This window comes from Novosphingobium sp. APW14, assembly GCF_032337075.1.
In the GTDB taxonomy this organism is placed as follows: Bacteria; Pseudomonadota; Alphaproteobacteria; order Sphingomonadales; family Sphingomonadaceae; genus Novosphingobium.
Map to the genome: position 1 here is coordinate 18,366 of NZ_JAVYAB010000004.1, position 17,454 is coordinate 35,819.

Consider the following 17,454-nt stretch of genomic DNA (forward strand, 5'->3'; position numbering starts at 1 on the left):
TGGTAGAGTTCACCCACCCCGAATATTCCGAATTCCTTAGCTTCGCGTAAACCCAGCCTGCGCTTTTGGCGTGTCGGCGCTATTCCACCGTCACCGACTTGGCGAGGTTGCGCGGCTGGTCAACATCAGTCCCTTTCACGCAGGCGACGTGATAAGCCAGCAGTTGTACCGGCACGGCATAGACCAGCGGCGCGATCAGCGGATGGACCTGAGGCATCTCAATCGTAGCCAGGCAGCCCTCGCCCGCCTCGTCCAGCCCTTTGCGGTCAGACACCAGGACGATCTTGCCGCCGCGGGCGCGCACCTCTTGCATATTGCTGACGGTCTTTTCGAACAGTGGTCCCGAAGGCGCCAGGACGATCACGGGCACGGCCTCATCGATCAGCGCGATCGGCCCGTGCTTCATTTCACCCGAGGCATAGCCCTCAGCGTGGATATAGCTGATTTCCTTCAGCTTAAGCGCGCCCTCAAGCGCCAGGGGATAATCAGGACCGCGCCCCAGGTAGAGTACGTCGCGCGCCGGGGCGATCAGGTGCGCCATGGCGGCGATATCGGCATCGTGCGACAGGGCGGCATTCAGACTGGCCGGTGCTTGCAGCAGGTGATCGACCACCTCGGCTTCCTCGGCTCGGGTCATCCGCCCACGCTTTACCGCCATATGCGCGGCAAGTGCAGCAAGTACTGCCAGTTGGCAGGTGAAGGCCTTAGTGCTGGCAACGCCAATCTCTGGTCCGGCGTGGGTTGGCAACAGCAGGTCCGCTTCGCGCGCCATCGAACTGGTCGGCACATTGACCACCACGGCAATGGTCTGCCCCGCTGCCTTGCAGTGGCGCAGTGCCGCGAGGGTGTCGGCAGTTTCGCCGCTTTGCGAAATGAACAGCGCCAGACCGCCCGGCTCCAGCACCGGATCGCGATAGCGGAACTCGCTCGCGACATCGATGTCTACCGGCAGGCGGGCGAACTGTTCAAACCAGTACTTGGCGACCATCCCGGCGTAATAGCTGGTCCCGCAGGCGACAATGGTTACCCGGTTGATGGTCGAAAGGTCGAAATCGAACTGCGGCAGGGCTACTGACTGATCGACCTGACGAACGTAACTGGAGAGCGTCTGCGCCACCACGGTCGGCTGCTCGAAGATCTCCTTCTGCATGAAGTGGCGGTAATTGCCCTTCTCGATCGCTGCGGCCGAAGCACCAGAGGTCGTGACCTCGCGAGTGACAGGCTGGTTGTCCTTGTCATGAATCTGCGCGCCATCGCGGGTTACGACAACCCAATCACCTTCATCGAGATAGGTGATCTTCTGCGTAAGCGGCGCAAGCGCCAAAGCATCTGAACCCAGAAAAGTCTCGCCATCTCCAAATCCGACAACGAGGGGCGAGCCTAGGCGCGCACCGATTAACATATCCGGGTACTCGCGGAAGGCGATCGCCAGAGCAAAGGCACCGCGTAGTTGCGGCAGTACGGCCTTGACCGCCTCTTCAGGGCTGGCTCCACCCTCAACCGCTTCGGACAGCAGGTGGGCAACAACTTCGGTATCGGTCTCGCTCTCAAACTTGCGACCGCGCGCGATCAAGGCCTCGCGCAGCGGCTTGAAGTTTTCGATGATCCCGTTGTGGACCAGGGCGAGTACTTCTGTGGCATGCGGGTGAGCATTGGCGGCAGTTGGCGCGCCGTGCGTCGCCCAGCGGGTGTGAGCAATGCCAACGGTACCCGGCGCGGGATCGCGGGCCAGTTCCTTGACCAGGTTGAACAACTTGCCCGGCGCGCGGCGTCGGATCAGCTGGCCATGGGCCATGGTGCAGACGCCCGACGAGTCATAGCCGCGGTATTCCATCCGCCGCAGACCATCAACGAGCCGCTCTGCCACCTCTTCCTTGCCAACGATGCCGATAATGCCGCACATGCTTCAGGCGCTTTCTCTAAAGGGTATAGGGAACGCGAATACCCGGCATCTCCGCCGGAAAATCCGTTGTATTTCGTGTAATCAGGATAGCGCCGTTTACCTGCGCGGTAGCCAGCACATAAGCATCAAGCAGCTTCATCCGGGTTCGATGGCGAATGTCGGCTGCAGCAGAAGCGATGCGAGCATCAAGCTCTACCACCTCGAAAGCCGAAATCAGATCACGCACGACCTCACGCTTTTCAAGCGGTTCACCTGCGAGGACCTCGGTCCACACAATCCTGCTTATCCGGTGGCGCTTGTATCGCATGAGCTCCGCCTTGGCTGGCTGTTTGCGGCTCAGCCAGTCGATGACGATGTTGGTATCAAAGAAAGGGGCCGACACGCGTCAAAGGTCTTCAATTGGAGTGCGATTTTCACGCATAACACGCTGATATTCAACGCCATCGCCAATATCCGCGCGATCAGCCCAGTAACCGAATCCGCGCTCAATCCAGTCCTCGTTGTTGGCATTCTGGACGAGGTACATCTTCACCGCTTCGCGGATCGCCGAAGCGCGCGAGCGCTTATCCCGAGCAGCAACTGCGTCGAGCTTCGCCAGGTCGTCTTCGGGGATATCGGCGAGAATGCGGGTCATTGATATCAGTGATATCATATCATGATATCAAGTCAATTCACAATGCCCAGCCCGGCCGCGCCTAGCAAACCCAGCAAGACTAGTGCGCCGATCTGATGTTGACGCTTGTCGATCATCGCAAACAGCTCCCATGCGCCGGCCTCGGCCACTCTAAGCCGCAGGCGGACAAGCCAGATACAGTAAAGGTTCGCGAAGACTGCCAAAGCTGCGCAGGCGAGCTTGGCTCGTAGCAGGTCGTCAAGTGGCATGTCGCGCACCAGCTTGGCCCCACTAACCGCCGCCGCGATCAGCAACGGCAATTCTATCAGCTTGTCGACCTTCCAGTGCAGCCTTGCGAGGATAAGTTGCTGTTCGCGCCCCCGCCCCAGCAGCGTTCGCTCGAACGCGGCTTCGACCAGCACGGTGCCGATCCAGGCGCCGGCAAACAGGATATGGAGTGCGGCAAGCATCACTGTGCAGCAGGGAGTGGGCGCAGATGACTGCGCCAATACCGAAAAGTGAACACCTTATCATCCGGCCCTTGTTCCGCGAGTCTGGCCAGGCTCGCGAGACCTTCAGCGATGCTCGGTCGATGCCCCGGCGCGACCCACCAAAGCGCGAACGAAGGTTCGATCGGATCAAACCATTCCGCCCGCCGCGCCAGCACTGCACGGTGATCCTGTTGACGATAGGCGAACCGTTCGAGCGCCTCAACGCTGTCCCAGACCGACATGTTGACAATGAAACGGGGATCTCCGGGGATCGCCTCCAGATCGGTCGCATCATTGCCATCACCGATCAATCGCCAGACATAGCCCTCACTCGCCTCTGCCATCGCGTTGACATGGTCAAGCGCGGCCATGAAATCGGCGTTGACGGGATCATCCTTCGCGGCGCGGAAGCGAGCAACATTGATCTGGGCAAGGTGGCGTTCAGAGCTCACCGCTGCTTTTCCGCCTTCTTCTTTTTCATCGCGTCATGGAACCGGTCTGCCCAGCCCGGCTTGACCAGCTGTTCGCCGCGCACGATCCGCAATTCGCCGTCCATCACGTCGCGGGTCACCGTACTGCCCGCACCCACGATCGCATCGGCCCCGATCTTGACCGGCGCAACCAGCGCAGAGTTCGAACCAATGAAGGCCCGCTCGCCGATCACGGTCTTGTACTTGAAATAGCCATCGTAATTGCAGGTAATTGTGCCCGCGCCGATATTGGCCCCCGCCCCCACCTCGGCATCACCGATGTAGGACAAGTGGTTGGCCTTGGCGCCCTTGCCCATCGTCGCCTTCTTGACCTCGACGAAGTTGCCGACCTTGGCCTTCTCCTCCAGCACCGCACCGGGGCGCAGGCGGGCATAGGGGCCCACTTCCACGCCGGTCGCCAGGCTTGCCCCCTCGATATGGCAAAAGCCGCGGATCCTGACGCCGTCGGCAATCGTCACTCCGGGCCCAAAGACCACGTTCGGTTCAACCAGCACGTCACGGCCAAGCTTTGTGTCCCAGGCAAACCAAACGGTTTCAGGCGCGATCAGCGAGGCGCCATCATCCATAGCCCGGCGGCGGCGGCGTTGCTGCCAGCGAGCTTCCGCCTCGGCCAGTTCGGCGCGGCTATTTATGCCCATGACTTCAGCCTCGTCGGTCTCCACCACCACCACCCGGGCACCTTCGGCAATGGCATTGGTGGCAACGTCGGGCAGGTAATATTCACCGGCTGCGTTGTTGTTACCGACTGCTTCAAGCAGCCGCCACATGTCATCGCTATGCGCGACGATCACGCCCGAATTGCAGAGGTTTACCGCCCGCTCTTCGTGGCTGGCATCCTTGTGCTCAACCATCTTGCGCACCGTTCCGTCGTGATCGGCGATAATGCGGCCATAGGCGGCGGTATCATCTGGCCGGAAGCCCAGCACAGCCACCTTGGCGCCGCCCGCCAGCGCATCACACAGCCGCTTTACAGTCGCACCGGCAAGGAACGGCACGTCACCAAAGCAGACCAGCACCAGCCCGGAAAAATCCGCGAGTGCCGCCTTGGCCTGAAGCGCTGCGTGAGCTGTGCCAAGCTGAGGTTCCTGCACCACCACTTCAGAACCTGAACCCGCCAGCGCCGCCTCGATCTGTTCGCGCCGGTCACCCGCCACGATGACCGTCCGGGCAACACCCACTTCGCTGATCGACCCGAGCAGGTGCAGCAGCATCGGATGCCCGGCGATCGGGTGGAGCACCTTGTGCAGGTCGCTCTTCATGCGGGTACCCTTGCCCGCGGCAAGGACGATGACGGCCAAAGGGACGGCGGCAGATGACTGGCTCATGGGTGTTGCCATGCCACCAAATGCTTGCCGTTTCCAGAAGGCTCGGCCACGGGGCTGGCGATGACTGCACTTCGCTTTGCCACTGTGGGCTTCGATCTTGACGGAACGCTGCTCGATACCTCGCGTGATCTGGGTGCGGCCCTGAATCATGCCTTGGCCAGCATTGGCCGGCCGACCGTTGCGGACGAAGCGGCGAGGAACCTGATCGGTGGTGGCTCAGCCCTGATGTTGCGCCGGGCGCTTGACCTGACCGGCGGGCAGGATGGCGTTGATTTCGATGCCTTGCGGCAAGTCCTGCTGGCCCATTACGAAGCCAACATCGCCGTCCATACCGCGCTCTATCCCGGCGGCGCAGCCATGCTCGATGCGCTGGACGATCGCGGCATCAGCATCGCAATGGTCACCAACAAGCCCCAGCATCTGGCGATCAAACTGCTGGGTGAACTGGGCCTGCTGGATCGCTTTGCCTGCATCATAGGTGGCGGCGGCGGATATCCGCTCAAGCCCGCACCGGATGCCCTCCATGGCATGGTCGCACAGTCGGGCGGCGGCGCGGCGGCCTATGTTGGCGATACCACCTTCGACACCGGAGCTGCCCGCGCAGCCGGCCTGCCCTGCGTGGCAGTAAGCTTTGGTTTCAACGATCTACCACCAGCGGACCTGGGCGCCGACGCGGTTATTGACCACTTCGACGCCCTGATCCCGGCCCTCGCCACTCTCTAGAAGTCGAACTGCGCGCGCAGCCCCAGGCTGTCCGCCGTATAACTGCGGTCTCCGGCTGCCGGCAGTGCGGCATCGCTCAGCCAGATGTGGCCATAGCTTGCCAGGAACCGGACGTAGTCGGTTGGCATCCACACCAGCCCGAGGCCGGCAATCTGCTGGCGTCCGCCAACGATCCCGGCATCGTTAAGGTCCAGCCAATCATAGCGCAGGTTAAGTTGGATCGCGCCGACCCCACCCTTGCCGAGTGCCTTTTTGGGGCGGATACGATCATATGCGCCACCCTTGTAGGCGGTGGTATCGTCGGTCAACAGATAGCCAACCTCGGCAAAGCCGCCATTGAAGGTGGGATCGGCAAGGCCGGGCCGGCGCGCCGTGATCCAGCTGCTTTCAGCCGTCGCGTGAAACCGTCCATTGATATAGGCCGCTTCCAGTCCATAGCCGGTTTCGCCCGTGGCAGCGATGTTGCCGGTGTTGACCAGGCGCAGGTCGGTGGTGTGTACAAAGGGCCGCGCGCGATACCGGGTGGATGTCTGAGCATCGTTGAAATCACGCAGATGCAGCGAGCCGCCCAGATGCAACTGTCCCTTGCCCAGTTTGGGCATGAAGACCACGCGGCTGTCAAAGCTGTAGCTGTTATTGCTGTCCGCACTGAGATCGGCGGCATTGTCGGTGAACACCCCGGCCTGAACCAGCAACGCCTTGTTACTGTAAGTGCCCGACAAGCCAACCCGGCGTTCGAACCCGAAAGCACCGTTAAACGTCGCGCGTTCAATCATGCTGGTGAACAGGTCAGACGTCATATCTTCCATGCTCTGGAACGGCTTGTGCTGGCCCACCGTGACAGTAAACTTCGGGCTCGCCTTCCAGGTCAGGTATACGTCGGTGAGTTCCACATTGCCGTTCGCGAGTTCGGCTTCGGCACGATAGCCGAAACCACCCGGGATCGTTCCATCAAAACCCAGGTACACGCGGCGAAATTCAGATGCGACGCCAAGGCTCGATTGTCCGGCAATCCCGGCGGGCGCATCAACGCCACCTAGGTCCAGTTGCATCCGGCCGCGCGGCTTGAAGCTGAAACCATCCTTGGTCGCCAGCTTCGGCGCGCCGTCCCATGTTACTTCAGTTGCCGGCTTGGCCGTCACAGTCACCTGCGGGACCGCAGCCTTGGCGGCATCAGCCTGAGCAAGCGCCGCGGCAGCGCGGGCCTCGGCGCTATCAGCACGCGCCTTGGCGCTATCGAGCTGGCCTTCAAGGCTGTCGACCCGGGCGGCCAAGGCCTGCATCTGGGCGCGCATCGCGGCGAGTTCTTCTCGCATCGCGGCGTCTTCCTTTGCGCCAGCCAAGGCCGGGCTGGCCCAGCCCAGCGAAACGGCTACGGCTACGGCCGAAATTCCAAGTCCGGTCTTCATCCCCATCATACTTCCTGACGTATTTGTTGCGATTCGCGGACGGTCATAGGACGCTTGCATGACACTATTTTGACAGTCACATCACCTCTGCCGCTACGGCATGCGACACGGCCTTGCTACACTGTTGAAAGCGGCTGCGATGCGTGCCAGTGCAACAGCTGCTTCCCCAGCGGGATCACCCTTTTCTTGGAGCTAAGCCAATGACCATTTCTTTCAAGGACCGTGTTGCGATCGTTACCGGCGCTGGCGGCGGCCTGGGCCGTTCCTATGCGCTTGAACTTGCCAAGCGCGGCGCAAAAGTCGTCGTCAATGACCTCGGCGGCAGCCGCGACGGCACCGGCCATTCCGATGCCGCACTGAAGGTGGTTGAGGAAATCAAGGCGATGGGCGGCGAGGCCATGTCGAATGGCGGCTCGGTCACCGAACTGGCCCAGATGGAAGAAATGGTCGCCAAGGCCAAGGAAGCCTGGGGCGGCGTGCACGTCCTGATCAACAACGCCGGCATCCTGCGCGACAAGAGCTTCGCCAAGATGACCATGGAAGACTGGAAGCTGGTGGTCGACGTTCACCTGAACGGCAGCGCCAACTGCACCAAGGCCGTTTGGGACCTGATGCGCGAACAAGCCTATGGTCGCATCCTGATGACCGCCAGCAGCACCGGCCTGTTCGGCAACTTCGGTCAGGCCAACTACGGTGCGGCCAAGCTGGGTCTCGCTGGCTTTACCAAGACGCTGGCGCTGGAAGGCGCCAAGTACAACGTGCGCATCAATACCCTGGCCCCGGTTGCCGGTACCCGCATGACCGAGGACCTCGGCATGCCGGAAGCGCTGTTCAACGCGCTGAAGCCGGAAAACGTTGCACCGATGGCGCTGTACCTCGTCAGCGAAGATGCACCGACCAACATGATCTGCGGCGCCGGTGCTGGTGCCTATCACGCTGCCTATGTCACCCTGACCCCTGGCGTCGCCCTTCCCACCGACGAGCGCACCCCCGAAGGGATCGCGGCGCATTGGGATCAGATCATCGACCGCACGGGCGAAATTGTCCCTCAGTCGGGCGGCGAACAGAGCCAGGTCGTAATGGCCGCACTCGCCAAGATCGGTGGTCTGGGTTGATTAACTCGACACTGTATTGACACACTAACACACATGGCGCATCCTCCGCCGCTCAACAGGTGGAGGATGCCCCATGTACAGCGAAGCCGAACTACAATCGGCGGTCAGCGCCGGCGCCATTAGCCGGGAGGCGGCGCAAGCCCTGCGCGATCACGCCAACGGCATGCGCAATGCGCCCGTGGCCGATGAGGAACACTTCCGGCTCATCACCGGGTTCAACGATATCTTTGTGACCATTGCGGCCGTGTTGCTGCTGGTGGCCTGCGCCGGAATCGGCGGGGCTATTGCCGCCGGCGCGGGTGGTTTGCTGGTTGCCGGCGCGGCCTGGTTGATGGCGGAATTCTTCACCCGCAAGCGCCGCATGGCCCTGCCCTCGATCGTGCTGCTGCTGGCCTTTGTGGGCGGTGTAATCGCCATTCCAATTGAGCTGATCGAGGCAACCGACCCTCATTTCAGCGATCAGGTGACGGCGCTGATCGGGGCTGGGATTGCCGCCCTGGCCGGCCTTGCCACACTGCTTCACTGGCGGCGCTTCATGGTGCCTATCACGGTTGCGGCGGGCACCGCTGCTTTGGCAGGCACGGCTGTTGCCTTGATCATGGCCGCCGTGCAGCCAATGGTCGGGCGCGACGGCATGGAAAACGTCCTGCTCTGGTTGCTGTTCGGCGCCGGGCTGATCGTCTTCGGTATTGCCATGCGCTGGGACATGTCTGATCGCGCGCGCGAAACGCGCCGCAGCGACGTGGCTTTCTGGCTCCACCTGCTGGCCGCACCGATGATCGCGCATCCACTGTTCCATGCACTTGGCGTGACCGAGGGCCAGAACATCAGCGCCCTGGCCGCGCTGGGCGTGGTGGTGATCTATGTGCTGCTCGGTCTGGTCGCCCTGGCGGTTGATCGCCGGGCGCTGCTGGTCTCGGCGCTGGCCTATGTTCTGACCGCTATGACCCTGCTGTTCCGCCAGTTCGGCATGGTTGAGCTGAACGTTGCACTGACCGGACTGGTAATCGGATCGGCTTTGCTGACGCTCTCGGCATTCTGGGGTCCGATCCGCCGTGCGGTGGTCTCTCCGCTGCCTGACCAGTGGCGCGGCCGCCTGCCGGCAACGGCGTGAGCGAAACACGATAAGTCTGGCGGGGTGGCGCAAAAATCGCTGCCCCGCCCATACTCCTTTGCCGCAGAGCTAGCCTTCAACCACCTTGAGCAGCCGGCGCTCGAGCGGGAAAAGCACGCCGGCCAGTTCATGCCCGCGCTTCAACACCTGCCCACCCTCGCCAAAAATCGTCCACATGCCCTGCTTGGTGCGCAGCGCCGGACGTTTTTCAATCCGCGCTTCGGGGCGTTCGGCGGCGCGACGAAATCCGCTGAAGCTGGCCGCGTCCCGGCCGAAGTCCATCGCATAGTCACGCCACAGGCCTGCCGCGACCATACGGCCATAAAGATCGAGGATCCGCTGAAGCTCTTCCCGCTCAAACCCAACTTGCGCAGTACGCGCGGCCTGAAGCGGAAAAGGTGTTACGATTGCGCTCAAGCAGCGCCGCCCTGCTGCCGACCAGAGCTTTCCTTGGCCGCTTTGGCATCGCGCTCTTCAAGCAGCTGGGCGAGCCGCTTTTGCAGCGTCTCAATCTCGCACTGAAGGATTTCCAGCTTTTGCGTTGCGGGATCGAACCGTTCGGAACAGGGCGTGCCATAGGGCACAAAGGCCTGGGTTGCCGGCTTCACTTCCACGGGCGTCGGCTTGGCAGGGATGCCCAGCATCGTCGCACCTTCGGGCACGTCCTTGGTGACGACGGCATTGGCGCCGATGCGCGCACCCGCGCCAACATAAATCGGACCAAGGATGGCGGCACCTAGACTAACGATCACGCCATCGCCGATGGTTGGATGACGCTTGCCACCAAGGCCGTTGGTCGGGTTCGTGCCCCCGAGGGTAGAGCCCTGGTACATGGTGACATTATCGCCAATTTCGGCCGTTTCACCGATCACGACAAAGCCGTGATCGATAAAGAAATTGCGCCCGATCGTCGCGCCAGGGTGGATATCTATCGCGGTCATAAAGCGGCTGAAATGGTTGACCAGCCGCGCCAGGAAATAGAGCCGCGCGTTGAACAGTGCATGGGCGATGCGGTGGAACCCCAATGCCCAGACACCGGGATACAAAAGGATTTCCCAGCGCGAGCGCACGGCCGGGTCACGGGCCTGGATCGAATCCAGATAGGTGATGAAACGTCCCGGCATAAAAATCCCCATCGGCCGCGAATTGTCCCATAGGAACCGGATCAAAGCAAGCGCGGCTCGTCCGGCCCCAGGACCTCCTCAAGCGCGGCCCGCCACACCGTAAGCCCAGGCGGCACCTTGCGTTCAAGACTAAGCCGGTCGATCGCGGCGACGACCCGCTCCACGCCCATGTGGGTACGTTCAATCCGCGGGACAAGATAGGCAGCGGCATCCGGGCCAAGGGCAAGGCCGCGTTGCTCGGCATGAACCGAAATCAGTTCGGCCAGCATCGCGTCATCTGGCGCACCGATTTCCAGCTGCAGCGCCGCCCCGATGCGAGAGCGTAGGTCCGGCAGCGCGATCTGCCAGCCTTCGGGCGTGGCACTGCACACCAGCAACAGCGGCGTTCCGATTTCCTGCGCGCGGTTCCAGCGGTGGAAGATCTCGGTCTCATCGATCCGGTCGGCATCGTCGACTGCTTCACCGGCGCCTTCATCGGCAAACCAGCGGGCGATCAGCGATTTGCCGGAGCGGGGGGGACCAGCAAGGATCGCCGTGCGGAACGGCCAGGTGGCCGCAACCGCGCAGGCTTCGATCACTGTGGCATTGGCATTGCCCACCACAATGCGGCCAGGCCCCGCCCTTCCGGCGTGCAACGGCAGCGCGATCTGGCTCATCAGCGCCGGATCGACAGGGCGTTTGCCCCCACCGTCACGCGCCAGCCGCGCGCGCGCAGCGCATCTGCCAGCGCCCCGATATCGGCCGAAGAGGTTACCCGCATTACCGAGGTGCCGCCCATGGCCAGGCTGGTCGTCGCAGCGCCCTGCACGCCGGGCGCACCGCGTACAGCGGCAAGCGCAGCATCGACGGCCGAAGCATCGGGCGAGGCGAACTGGACGGTGAACGTCGAAAGGACGAGCGGCGGCGCCGTTGATGCACCGGTTGCCGCCCCGGATCCTGAATCGGCATCGCTGATGGTGGCAGCGCTTTGGTCTGCGCGGCGAACGGCTTCAACCAAGGCAGAGAGGCCCGCATCCATCTGACCGTTGTTGCTGAGTGTCGCGTCAGGCTTAAGCAGTCCTTCGGCCAGCGCCCGGGCATAGATCGTATCGATCCGCTGCACCGCCGTTGCCAGCATCGCCGGTACACCCGCCTCATCGTTGGCAGTCAGCGTGAAGGTCTCAAGAAACTTGTTATCCGGGCCATAGCGCGCGGTGAATGTGCCCCGAACGGGCCCGCCGGGCCATTGGCGTTCAAGCCGCGCTTCGGGAACGATAACGTCCGCAGCATTAAATTGATCAAGCACGTTGCGCCACCATGCGCGGCTGCGGCGCTGCGGCTGACCAGCCGTCAGCAGCAGCGAATCGCCGCCCGCGCCGCTGGGCCGAACATAGTCGATCGGGCTGCCGCCGGCGTTGAACGCCGCCCAGGCCGCCTGCCAGGACCCGCGTACTTCGAACACCTGGCTCACCCCACCAGAACGCAGGACCGGGATCACCAGCAAGGGGGCGGACTGACGGCCGGGGCCGCCCTTCCCGCCGATATACTGCCCGGCGCGGGCCCGATCGAACACCACGCCAAGGGTCGCAATGTAACGCCGCGGCCCGATCTGCTCACGTTCCACCACCACCGCGGAGACCATGCTTTCGATCACGCCGACGTCCATCGCCGGACCTCCGGCCTTGGCCCACGCCAGCTTCTGCGCCTCGCGCCAGCCGTTCAGCCGCGCATCCTCGGGCGAATTGCCGGTTGTCTCAACCTGAATGCCGGTGATCGCGATGTCGGACGATGACGCGACCGGCATGATCCCGCGATCTCCTTCGACCTGAGCAATCAACCGCTCAGGTCCGATTACCGCCAATGCCAACACCAACGCTGCGCCAAGCCCGCCCACCAGCGTAGCAGCGGGGCCAAGACGCCAGCGGCGTAGGGGAGAAAGGGATGTTGAAACAGCCATCGGGGAAAACCGTGCGCCTTTTGCCCAATCGCTCATGGAAATCCAAGCCGGAAAGCGTTAGGCGGCCTTCATGGCGGAAAAGTCCTACACTTACGAAACGGCCGGCGTCTCGATCGCGGCAGGAAATGCGCTGGTTAAGGCGATTGGCCCGCTAGCGAAAGCGACGGCACGCCCAGGGGCTGACGCAGAGCTAGGCGGCTTTGGTGGTTTCTTTGATCCCAAGGCCGCTGGTTACAAGGACCCGCTGCTGGTCGCGGCCAATGATGGCGTCGGCACCAAGGTAAAGCTTGCGATTGACCACGATCGGCATGACCGGATCGGCGAAGACCTGGTTGCCATGTGCGTGAACGACCTGATTGTGCAAGGCGCCGAACCGTTGTTCTTTCTGGACTACTTCGCCACCGGGAAGCTGGAAAATGGCGTGGCTGAACGCGTCGTCGCGGGGATTGCCGAAGGCTGCAAGCTGGCCGGCTGCGCGCTGATCGGCGGTGAAACGGCGGAAATGCCGGGGATGTATGCCGCAGGCGACTATGATCTGGCGGGCTTTTGCGTTGGCGCGGTGGAGCGCGGCGAGCAGCTGACCGGAGACAAGGTTGCCGCCGGTGACGTGCTGCTTGGCCTCGCCTCCTCAGGCGTCCACTCGAACGGCTATTCGCTGGTCCGCCGTCTGGCTGCCGACAAGGGCTGGAAGCTGGACCGCCCGGCCCTGTTCGATGCGGACCGGCTGCTGATCGACCACCTGATCGAGCCGACCCGGATTTACGTGAAGAGCCTGCTGCCACTGATCCGCGGCGGCAAGATCCACGCCCTGGCCCACATCACCGGTGGCGGGCTGCTGGAGAACGTGCCGCGCGTCCTGCCCAAGGGGCTGCACGCCCGGATCGATGCCGATGCCTGGGCCCAGCCGCGGCTGATGGCTTTCCTTCAGGCGCAAGGCAATATTGAGCCGGAGGAAATGGCCCGGACCTTCAACTGCGGGATCGGCATGGTTCTGGCAGTCAACGCGGATGATGTGTCCAACCTGATTGCAGACCTCCAGGCCGCAGGCGAAACCGTCCACGTAATCGGCGCAATCGAACCGGGCGAGCGTGGCTGCACCGTGCAAGGCAAGGCTGAAACCTGGTCTGCCCGCGCAGACTGGGAAGCGGTGCACCTTGCCTGAAAGGGCTAAAGTCGCCGTCCTGATTTCGGGCAGCGGCACCAATATGGCGGCGCTGCTCTATGCCAGCCGCGCCGAAGACTGCCCCTATGAGATCGTGCTGGTCGCCTCCAACAAGCCGGAAGCGGGCGGGCTGAAGCTCGCCGCAGCCGAAGGTGTGCCGACCTTCGCCCTGCCCCACAAGGGCATGGCGCGGCTCGATCACGACATGGCGATGGATGCGGCGATCCGGGCGAGCGGCGCGCAATATGTGGCCCTGGCAGGTTACATGCGGATCCTTACGCCCGAGTTTGTCAGTGGCTGGGAAGGCCGCATGGTCAATATCCACCCCAGCCTGCTCCCCAAATACACCGGCCTGCATACCCACGAGCGGGCCATTGCTGCGGGTGACAGCCACGGCGGCTGCACCGTGCATCTGGTTACAGCCGAGCTTGATGACGGCCCCATGCTCGGCCAGACCCCGGTGTCGATCCTGCCGGACGATACGGCTGATAGTCTCGCTGGGCGTGTGCTGATTGCCGAACATCAGCTCTATTCACGCTGCCTGGCCGCGCTGGTCAGTCGCGCGACTTCGCCTGAACACCTTGTTGCACAGGTCCGCGAACGCGCGTTGGCCCTGCCGGAGGCGGACGAGGTGGTCAGCCACGGCATGCCCTGTTTCGGCGTGGTGAAGGGTAAGAAATTCGCCTATGTCAGCCATGATCACCACGGTGATGGCAAGACCGCGCTGCTTGTGAAGATCAGCGGCGCCGATGAGCAGGCCCAGCTGATCGAAAACGATCCCGAACGCTATTACCGCCCGGCCTATTTCGGCGACAGCTGGATTGCCATGCGGCTTGACCTGGGCCGCAACGACTGGGACGAGATCGGTGAGTGGCTGGCCCGTTCGTGGCGCAGCGTGGCGCCAAAAAAGCTGACCGGGCTGATGGACGCCGCCGACGCGTTCTAGATTTCGCTGCCGTCCACCATTGGCCGACTTTCGCGCGTCGCCTTGTAGCGCGCATCGGGCTCAGTCGGCCCTGGGCTGATCACCACGAAACCTTCATGCACTTCCAGCAAGGTGCCCACGAAGGGCCAATCCTCCATCGTGCTGACCCGGTAGCTCACCGTATCGCCAACCTTGAAGGTGGTGGGATCGAAATTGAACTGGAAAGGGCAATCCTCGCCCCCGTCACCGCCCATACCCTTCATGCCATCCTCTCCTTTAGACACAGGCTAACACAGTCCGTCATTCCAGCGGAATCGAAGATGTTGCTTTGTCAACAAAGCGGGAACCCATCTCCCATTGTTGGCGAAGGGGGCGACATCGGCGAACTCGGGTGATGGGCCCCCGCTTTCGCGGGGATACCGCGTTGAGAGCTACGCCGCGCCAATTGTCCCGCCTTGCTCTGCATCAAAGCACCATAGAAAAAGGGCCGCCGGATTTCTCCGACGGCCCTTTTCAATCCGATAGGCCAAGGCTTAGCCGACGATTTCTTCCGGCTTGAAGAAGAACGCGATTTCGATCGCGGCATTTTCTTCCGAGTCCGAACCGTGGACGGTGTTTTCACCGATCGACAGGGCGTGGGTCTTGCGGATGGTGCCTTCGGCAGCGTCAGCCGGGTTGGTGGCGCCCATCACTTCGCGGTTGCGGGCAACGGCATCTTCGCCTTCCAGCACCTGGACGACAACCGGCTCACTCATCATGAAATCGCACAGTTCGCCGAAGAAGGGGCGTTCCTTGTGCACCGCGTAAAAGCCTTCGGCCTGTTCGCGGGTCATGTGGATGCGCTTCGAAGCGACAACGCGCAGGCCGGCTTCTTCCAGCATCTTGGTGACGGCGCCAGTCAGGTTGCGGCGGGTCGCGTCGGGCTTGATGATCGAAAAGGTGCGGGTAACCGCCATGATGTTCGTCCTTGCGATTTTGTTATGTGGGAGAGATGGCGCGCCCCTAGCCGGGAAAATGCTGCGCCGCAAGGTGCAGGGGTTTATGCCTGCATTTCAAGCAGCTTGAACCCACTTTCCGTTCTCTTCCTGACGCCAATAACGGCGCTCTATGCCGTCACGCCCATCAAGGGCGCGCCAGGTTGCCCGGGCATCGTCAATTGTCGCACCGTCAAACAACAGGAAGGCCCGATCAAAAGCCAGGGCAGCATCCTGCCAGGTGCCATCGGCCAAGATGATAAAGCGTGCGCCATTGCCTGGCTCGGGCGCGTCAGCCAGCAGAATGGGCTGGCGCGCATCATGCGGACCGCCGGACAGCCCATGGGCCAGGAAGCTCTCTGCCCCCGCCCAAAGCCGCTCGCTGATCCGTCCGGTCAGGTCATCATTGGTCGAAACCACCAGCAGGCGCTGCCCCGCCTTCAACGTATTGCGCGCCAAAAGCGGCACGACAGCTTCGGCGGGATCACGGCTTAACTGGTAGAAATCGACCTGCATCAGGCAGCACCCTTAGAGCGACGGCAGCGATCGGAACAATACTTCACGTTGTCCCAATCGCGCTCCCACTTCTTCCGCCAGGCAAAGCTGAGGCCGCAGGCGGCGCAGATCTTGCTCGGCAGGTCCGCCTTGCGCCGCATCCGCGGCATGGCTCAGCCTTCCAGATGGTCGCGCACGAAGCGGTCAAGCACGCGCACGCCATAGCCGGTTGCGCCCTTGTCCCAGGTCTGGCCGGGCTTGCTGGCCCAGACCATGCCGGCGATGTCGAGGTGTGCCCAGGGTGTGCCCTTCTCGACATAGCGCTGGATGAACTGCGCTGCAGTGATTGAGCCACCTTCACGCGGGCCAACGTTTTTCATGTCGGCAATCGGACTATCAATCAGCTTGTCATAGGCCGGTCCCATCGGCTGGCGCCAAAGCTTGTCACCCGACGCCTCGCCCGCTGCAAGCAGCTTGGCGGCGAGATCATCGTCGTTGGCAAACAGCCCGCCGAATTCATGGCCGAGCGCGATGATCATCGCGCCGGTCAGCGTGGCAAGATCGATCACTGCCGAAGGGCTGAATTCCTTCTGCGTCCAGGTGATGGCATCGCACAGCACCAGTCGGCCTTCGGCATCGGTGTTGATCACTTCAACCGTCTGGCCCGACATGGTGGTCACAACGTCACCCGGGCGCTGGGCGTTACCATCGGGCATGTTCTCTACCAATCCGCAGATACCGACGATATTGGCCTTGGCCTTGCGCTTGGCCAGCGCCAGCATCGCGCCAGCAACAGCGCCGGCCCCGCCCATGTCCCACTTCATGTCTTCCATGCCAGCCGGCGGCTTGAGGCTGATCCCGCCGGTATCGAAGGTCACGCCCTTGCCAACGAAGGCCGTGGGCTTGCCGCCCGCCGGGCCGCCATTCCATTCCATCACCAGCAGCTGCGGTTCGCGCACCGAGCCTTGCGCCACGCCCAGCAGGGCTCCCATGCCCAGCGCCGCCATTTCGTCACGGCCCAGAACGCGGACGTTTACGCCGGTACCGGCCAGGCGTTCCTTGGCGCGGGCCACGAAGGTTGCAGGATAAAGAACGTTGGCCGGTTCAGTCACCAGCTCACGGGTGAATTCAACGCCTTCCGCTAGCGCAGCCTCAACCGCCCATGCCGCCTCCGAACCGTCGGGGGCGCCGGCGACGCGCAGCGTCTTGAGGCTGGGCTTGTGATCATCGGCCAGCTTGGTGCGATAGATGTCATACCGCCAGGCGCGCAGGCGCGCACCCAGCAGAACCGAAGCCACATCGGCAGCGGAAAGCTTGGTGCCGGTCAAATCAAGCGTCAGCGTTGTTTCGCCCGAGGTGAGGAACTTCGCGGTCAGCGCCGCGCCCGCCCGTTCGAGCGCTGCAGGGCGATCCTTGGCACCGGGCTCACCAGCGCCAGCCAGCGCCACCCGGACAATCGCGCCACCGCGGTTCAGAAATCCTTCGTGAGACTGGCCGGCCTTGCCCGTAAATCGGGCCGCGCGGGCGCTTTCGACGAGTACCGGATCAAGATCGGCCGGCAGGGCTGCCTGATCGACAATGCGAGCGACGGGCGAAATATCTGCGGCAAGCGGGCCGGCAACGAATTCGATCTGCATGATTGCTCCGGGAAAAC

The 17,454-nt window shown here is 62.8% G+C and carries 21 protein-coding genes; 5 read left to right on the forward strand and 16 right to left on the reverse strand.

All coding sequences use genetic code 11. From position 1 onward, the window contains the following. Positions 1–79: 79 nt before the first annotated feature. From glmS to glmU, 6 genes are read right to left on the reverse strand one after another with little or no spacing between them, the layout of a single operon-like run. Positions 80–1,903: a glutamine--fructose-6-phosphate transaminase (isomerizing) gene (glmS, locus tag RQP55_RS06185; protein ID WP_315609317.1), complete on the reverse strand. Its 1,824-nt coding sequence runs from the start codon at positions 1,901–1,903 to the stop codon at positions 80–82. Between the two features lie 16 nt (positions 1,904–1,919). Continuing rightward, entirely contained in the window at positions 1,920–2,285 is a 366-nt protein-coding gene (locus RQP55_RS06190) for a type II toxin-antitoxin system VapC family toxin (RefSeq protein ID WP_315609318.1), read from the reverse strand. A gap of 3 nt (positions 2,286–2,288) precedes the next feature. Continuing rightward, the gene (locus RQP55_RS06195) at positions 2,289–2,537 is read right to left on the reverse strand and encodes a ribbon-helix-helix protein, CopG family (RefSeq protein ID WP_315609319.1); all 249 of its coding nucleotides are present in this window, start codon (positions 2,535–2,537) and stop codon (positions 2,289–2,291) included. 32 nt (positions 2,538–2,569) lie between these two features. Next, complete coding sequence (locus RQP55_RS06200; RefSeq protein ID WP_315609320.1) at positions 2,570–2,986, reverse strand: hypothetical protein; 417 nt, start codon at positions 2,984–2,986, stop codon at positions 2,570–2,572. Next, on the reverse strand, positions 2,986–3,459 hold the full coding sequence (locus RQP55_RS06205) for a DUF3291 domain-containing protein (protein ID WP_315609321.1): 474 nt from the start codon (positions 3,457–3,459) through the stop codon (positions 2,986–2,988). The genes RQP55_RS06200 and RQP55_RS06205 overlap by 1 nt, the downstream gene beginning before the upstream one ends. After that, entirely contained in the window at positions 3,456–4,823 is a 1,368-nt protein-coding gene (glmU, locus tag RQP55_RS06210; protein WP_410000272.1) for a bifunctional UDP-N-acetylglucosamine diphosphorylase/glucosamine-1-phosphate N-acetyltransferase GlmU, read from the reverse strand. Before glmU ends, RQP55_RS06205 begins: the two co-directional genes overlap by 4 nt. A 60-nt stretch (positions 4,824–4,883) precedes the next feature. Between glmU and RQP55_RS06215 the strand changes: the two genes are divergently transcribed. Then, entirely contained in the window at positions 4,884–5,546 is a 663-nt protein-coding gene (locus RQP55_RS06215; RefSeq protein WP_315609323.1) for an HAD hydrolase-like protein, read from the forward strand. On the opposite strand, the gene RQP55_RS06220 is transcribed toward RQP55_RS06215, so the two are convergent. Beyond that, a complete protein-coding gene (locus RQP55_RS06220) occupies positions 5,543–6,955 on the reverse strand; it encodes an OprO/OprP family phosphate-selective porin (protein ID WP_315609324.1) in 1,413 nt (470 codons plus the stop codon). The two genes, RQP55_RS06215 and RQP55_RS06220, sit on opposite strands and share 4 nt — an antisense overlap. A 200-nt stretch (positions 6,956–7,155) precedes the next feature. On the opposite strand from RQP55_RS06220, the gene RQP55_RS06225 reads away from it, so the two are divergent. Together RQP55_RS06225 and RQP55_RS06230 are read left to right on the forward strand one after the other, a co-directional pair. Then, on the forward strand, positions 7,156–8,070 hold the full coding sequence (locus RQP55_RS06225; RefSeq protein WP_315609325.1) for an SDR family oxidoreductase: 915 nt from the start codon (positions 7,156–7,158) through the stop codon (positions 8,068–8,070). A gap of 73 nt (positions 8,071–8,143) precedes the next feature. Then, positions 8,144–9,184 carry a hypothetical protein gene (locus RQP55_RS06230; RefSeq protein ID WP_315609326.1) on the forward strand — a complete coding sequence of 347 codons (1,041 nt, stop codon included), beginning with the start codon at positions 8,144–8,146 and terminating at the stop codon, positions 9,182–9,184. 69 nt (positions 9,185–9,253) lie between these two features. Here RQP55_RS06230 and RQP55_RS06235 read toward each other — a convergent pair whose 3' ends face one another. The 4 genes from RQP55_RS06235 to RQP55_RS06250 are packed head-to-tail and all read right to left on the reverse strand — an operon-like array spanning position 9,254 to position 12,244. Beyond that, on the reverse strand, positions 9,254–9,601 hold the full coding sequence (locus RQP55_RS06235) for a DUF2794 domain-containing protein (RefSeq protein ID WP_315609327.1): 348 nt from the start codon (positions 9,599–9,601) through the stop codon (positions 9,254–9,256). Beyond that, on the reverse strand, positions 9,598–10,320 hold the full coding sequence (epsC, locus tag RQP55_RS06240) for a serine O-acetyltransferase EpsC (RefSeq protein ID WP_410000273.1): 723 nt from the start codon (positions 10,318–10,320) through the stop codon (positions 9,598–9,600). Before epsC ends, RQP55_RS06235 begins: the two co-directional genes overlap by 4 nt. A 29-nt stretch (positions 10,321–10,349) precedes the next feature. Continuing rightward, the gene (locus tag RQP55_RS06245) at positions 10,350–10,964 is read right to left on the reverse strand and encodes an ATPase (RefSeq protein WP_315609328.1); all 615 of its coding nucleotides are present in this window, start codon (positions 10,962–10,964) and stop codon (positions 10,350–10,352) included. Next, positions 10,964–12,244, reverse strand: coding sequence for a heavy-metal-associated domain-containing protein (locus tag RQP55_RS06250; RefSeq protein WP_315609329.1), 1,281 nt, complete (start codon positions 12,242–12,244; stop codon positions 10,964–10,966). The genes RQP55_RS06245 and RQP55_RS06250 overlap by 1 nt, the downstream gene beginning before the upstream one ends. Positions 12,245–12,314: 70 nt before the next feature. Between RQP55_RS06250 and purM the strand changes: the two genes are divergently transcribed. Then, on the forward strand, positions 12,315–13,406 hold the full coding sequence (purM, locus tag RQP55_RS06255) for a phosphoribosylformylglycinamidine cyclo-ligase (RefSeq protein ID WP_315609330.1): 1,092 nt from the start codon (positions 12,315–12,317) through the stop codon (positions 13,404–13,406). Next, positions 13,399–14,352, forward strand: a complete 954-nt coding sequence (gene purN, locus RQP55_RS06260; protein ID WP_315609331.1) for a phosphoribosylglycinamide formyltransferase — start codon at positions 13,399–13,401, stop codon at positions 14,350–14,352. The genes purM and purN overlap by 8 nt, the downstream gene beginning before the upstream one ends. Here the strand turns inward: purN and RQP55_RS06265 are convergent. The 5 genes from RQP55_RS06265 to RQP55_RS06285 form a co-directional block, all read right to left on the reverse strand. Further along, complete coding sequence (locus RQP55_RS06265; protein WP_315609332.1) at positions 14,349–14,594, reverse strand: hypothetical protein; 246 nt, start codon at positions 14,592–14,594, stop codon at positions 14,349–14,351. The genes purN and RQP55_RS06265 overlap by 4 nt on opposite strands. Before the next feature lie 270 nt (positions 14,595–14,864). Next, on the reverse strand, positions 14,865–15,287 hold the full coding sequence (ndk, locus tag RQP55_RS06270; RefSeq protein WP_315609333.1) for a nucleoside-diphosphate kinase: 423 nt from the start codon (positions 15,285–15,287) through the stop codon (positions 14,865–14,867). Between the two features lie 96 nt (positions 15,288–15,383). Continuing rightward, the gene (locus tag RQP55_RS06275; protein WP_315609334.1) at positions 15,384–15,821 is read right to left on the reverse strand and encodes a DNA polymerase III subunit chi; all 438 of its coding nucleotides are present in this window, start codon (positions 15,819–15,821) and stop codon (positions 15,384–15,386) included. Then, positions 15,821–15,970 (reverse strand): DUF2256 domain-containing protein, encoded by a 150-nt coding sequence (locus RQP55_RS06280; protein WP_315609335.1) that lies wholly within the window; start codon positions 15,968–15,970, stop codon positions 15,821–15,823. Before RQP55_RS06280 ends, RQP55_RS06275 begins: the two co-directional genes overlap by 1 nt. Positions 15,971–15,973: 3 nt before the next feature. Next, positions 15,974–17,437 (reverse strand): leucyl aminopeptidase, encoded by a 1,464-nt coding sequence (locus RQP55_RS06285; RefSeq protein ID WP_315609336.1) that lies wholly within the window; start codon positions 17,435–17,437, stop codon positions 15,974–15,976. Positions 17,438–17,454: the final 17 nt, after the last annotated feature.

Coding starts and splice junctions, on each gene's coding strand:
- glmS (WP_315609317.1), bottom strand. CDS start 1,903: ATGTGCGGCATTATCGGCATCGTTGGCAAGGAAGAGGTGGCAGAGCGG.
- RQP55_RS06195 (WP_315609319.1), bottom strand. CDS start 2,537: ATGACCCGCATTCTCGCCGATATCCCCGAAGACGACCTGGCGAAGCTC.
- RQP55_RS06200 (WP_315609320.1), bottom strand. CDS start 2,986: ATGCTTGCCGCACTCCATATCCTGTTTGCCGGCGCCTGGATCGGCACC.
- glmU (WP_410000272.1), bottom strand. CDS start 4,823: ATGAGCCAGTCATCTGCCGCCGTCCCTTTGGCCGTCATCGTCCTTGCC.
- RQP55_RS06215 (WP_315609323.1), top strand. CDS start 4,884: ATGACTGCACTTCGCTTTGCCACTGTGGGCTTCGATCTTGACGGAACG.
- RQP55_RS06220 (WP_315609324.1), bottom strand. CDS start 6,955: ATGAAGACCGGACTTGGAATTTCGGCCGTAGCCGTAGCCGTTTCGCTG.
- RQP55_RS06225 (WP_315609325.1), top strand. CDS start 7,156: ATGACCATTTCTTTCAAGGACCGTGTTGCGATCGTTACCGGCGCTGGC.
- RQP55_RS06230 (WP_315609326.1), top strand. CDS start 8,144: ATGTACAGCGAAGCCGAACTACAATCGGCGGTCAGCGCCGGCGCCATT.
- epsC (WP_410000273.1), bottom strand. CDS start 10,320: ATGGGGATTTTTATGCCGGGACGTTTCATCACCTATCTGGATTCGATC.
- RQP55_RS06245 (WP_315609328.1), bottom strand. CDS start 10,964: ATGAGCCAGATCGCGCTGCCGTTGCACGCCGGAAGGGCGGGGCCTGGC.
- RQP55_RS06250 (WP_315609329.1), bottom strand. CDS start 12,244: ATGGCTGTTTCAACATCCCTTTCTCCCCTACGCCGCTGGCGTCTTGGC.
- purM (WP_315609330.1), top strand. CDS start 12,315: ATGGCGGAAAAGTCCTACACTTACGAAACGGCCGGCGTCTCGATCGCG.
- RQP55_RS06265 (WP_315609332.1), bottom strand. CDS start 14,594: ATGAAGGGTATGGGCGGTGACGGGGGCGAGGATTGCCCTTTCCAGTTC.
- ndk (WP_315609333.1), bottom strand. CDS start 15,287: ATGGCGGTTACCCGCACCTTTTCGATCATCAAGCCCGACGCGACCCGC.
- RQP55_RS06275 (WP_315609334.1), bottom strand. CDS start 15,821: ATGCAGGTCGATTTCTACCAGTTAAGCCGTGATCCCGCCGAAGCTGTC.
- RQP55_RS06280 (WP_315609335.1), bottom strand. CDS start 15,970: ATGCCGCGGATGCGGCGCAAGGCGGACCTGCCGAGCAAGATCTGCGCC.
- RQP55_RS06285 (WP_315609336.1), bottom strand. CDS start 17,437: ATGCAGATCGAATTCGTTGCCGGCCCGCTTGCCGCAGATATTTCGCCC.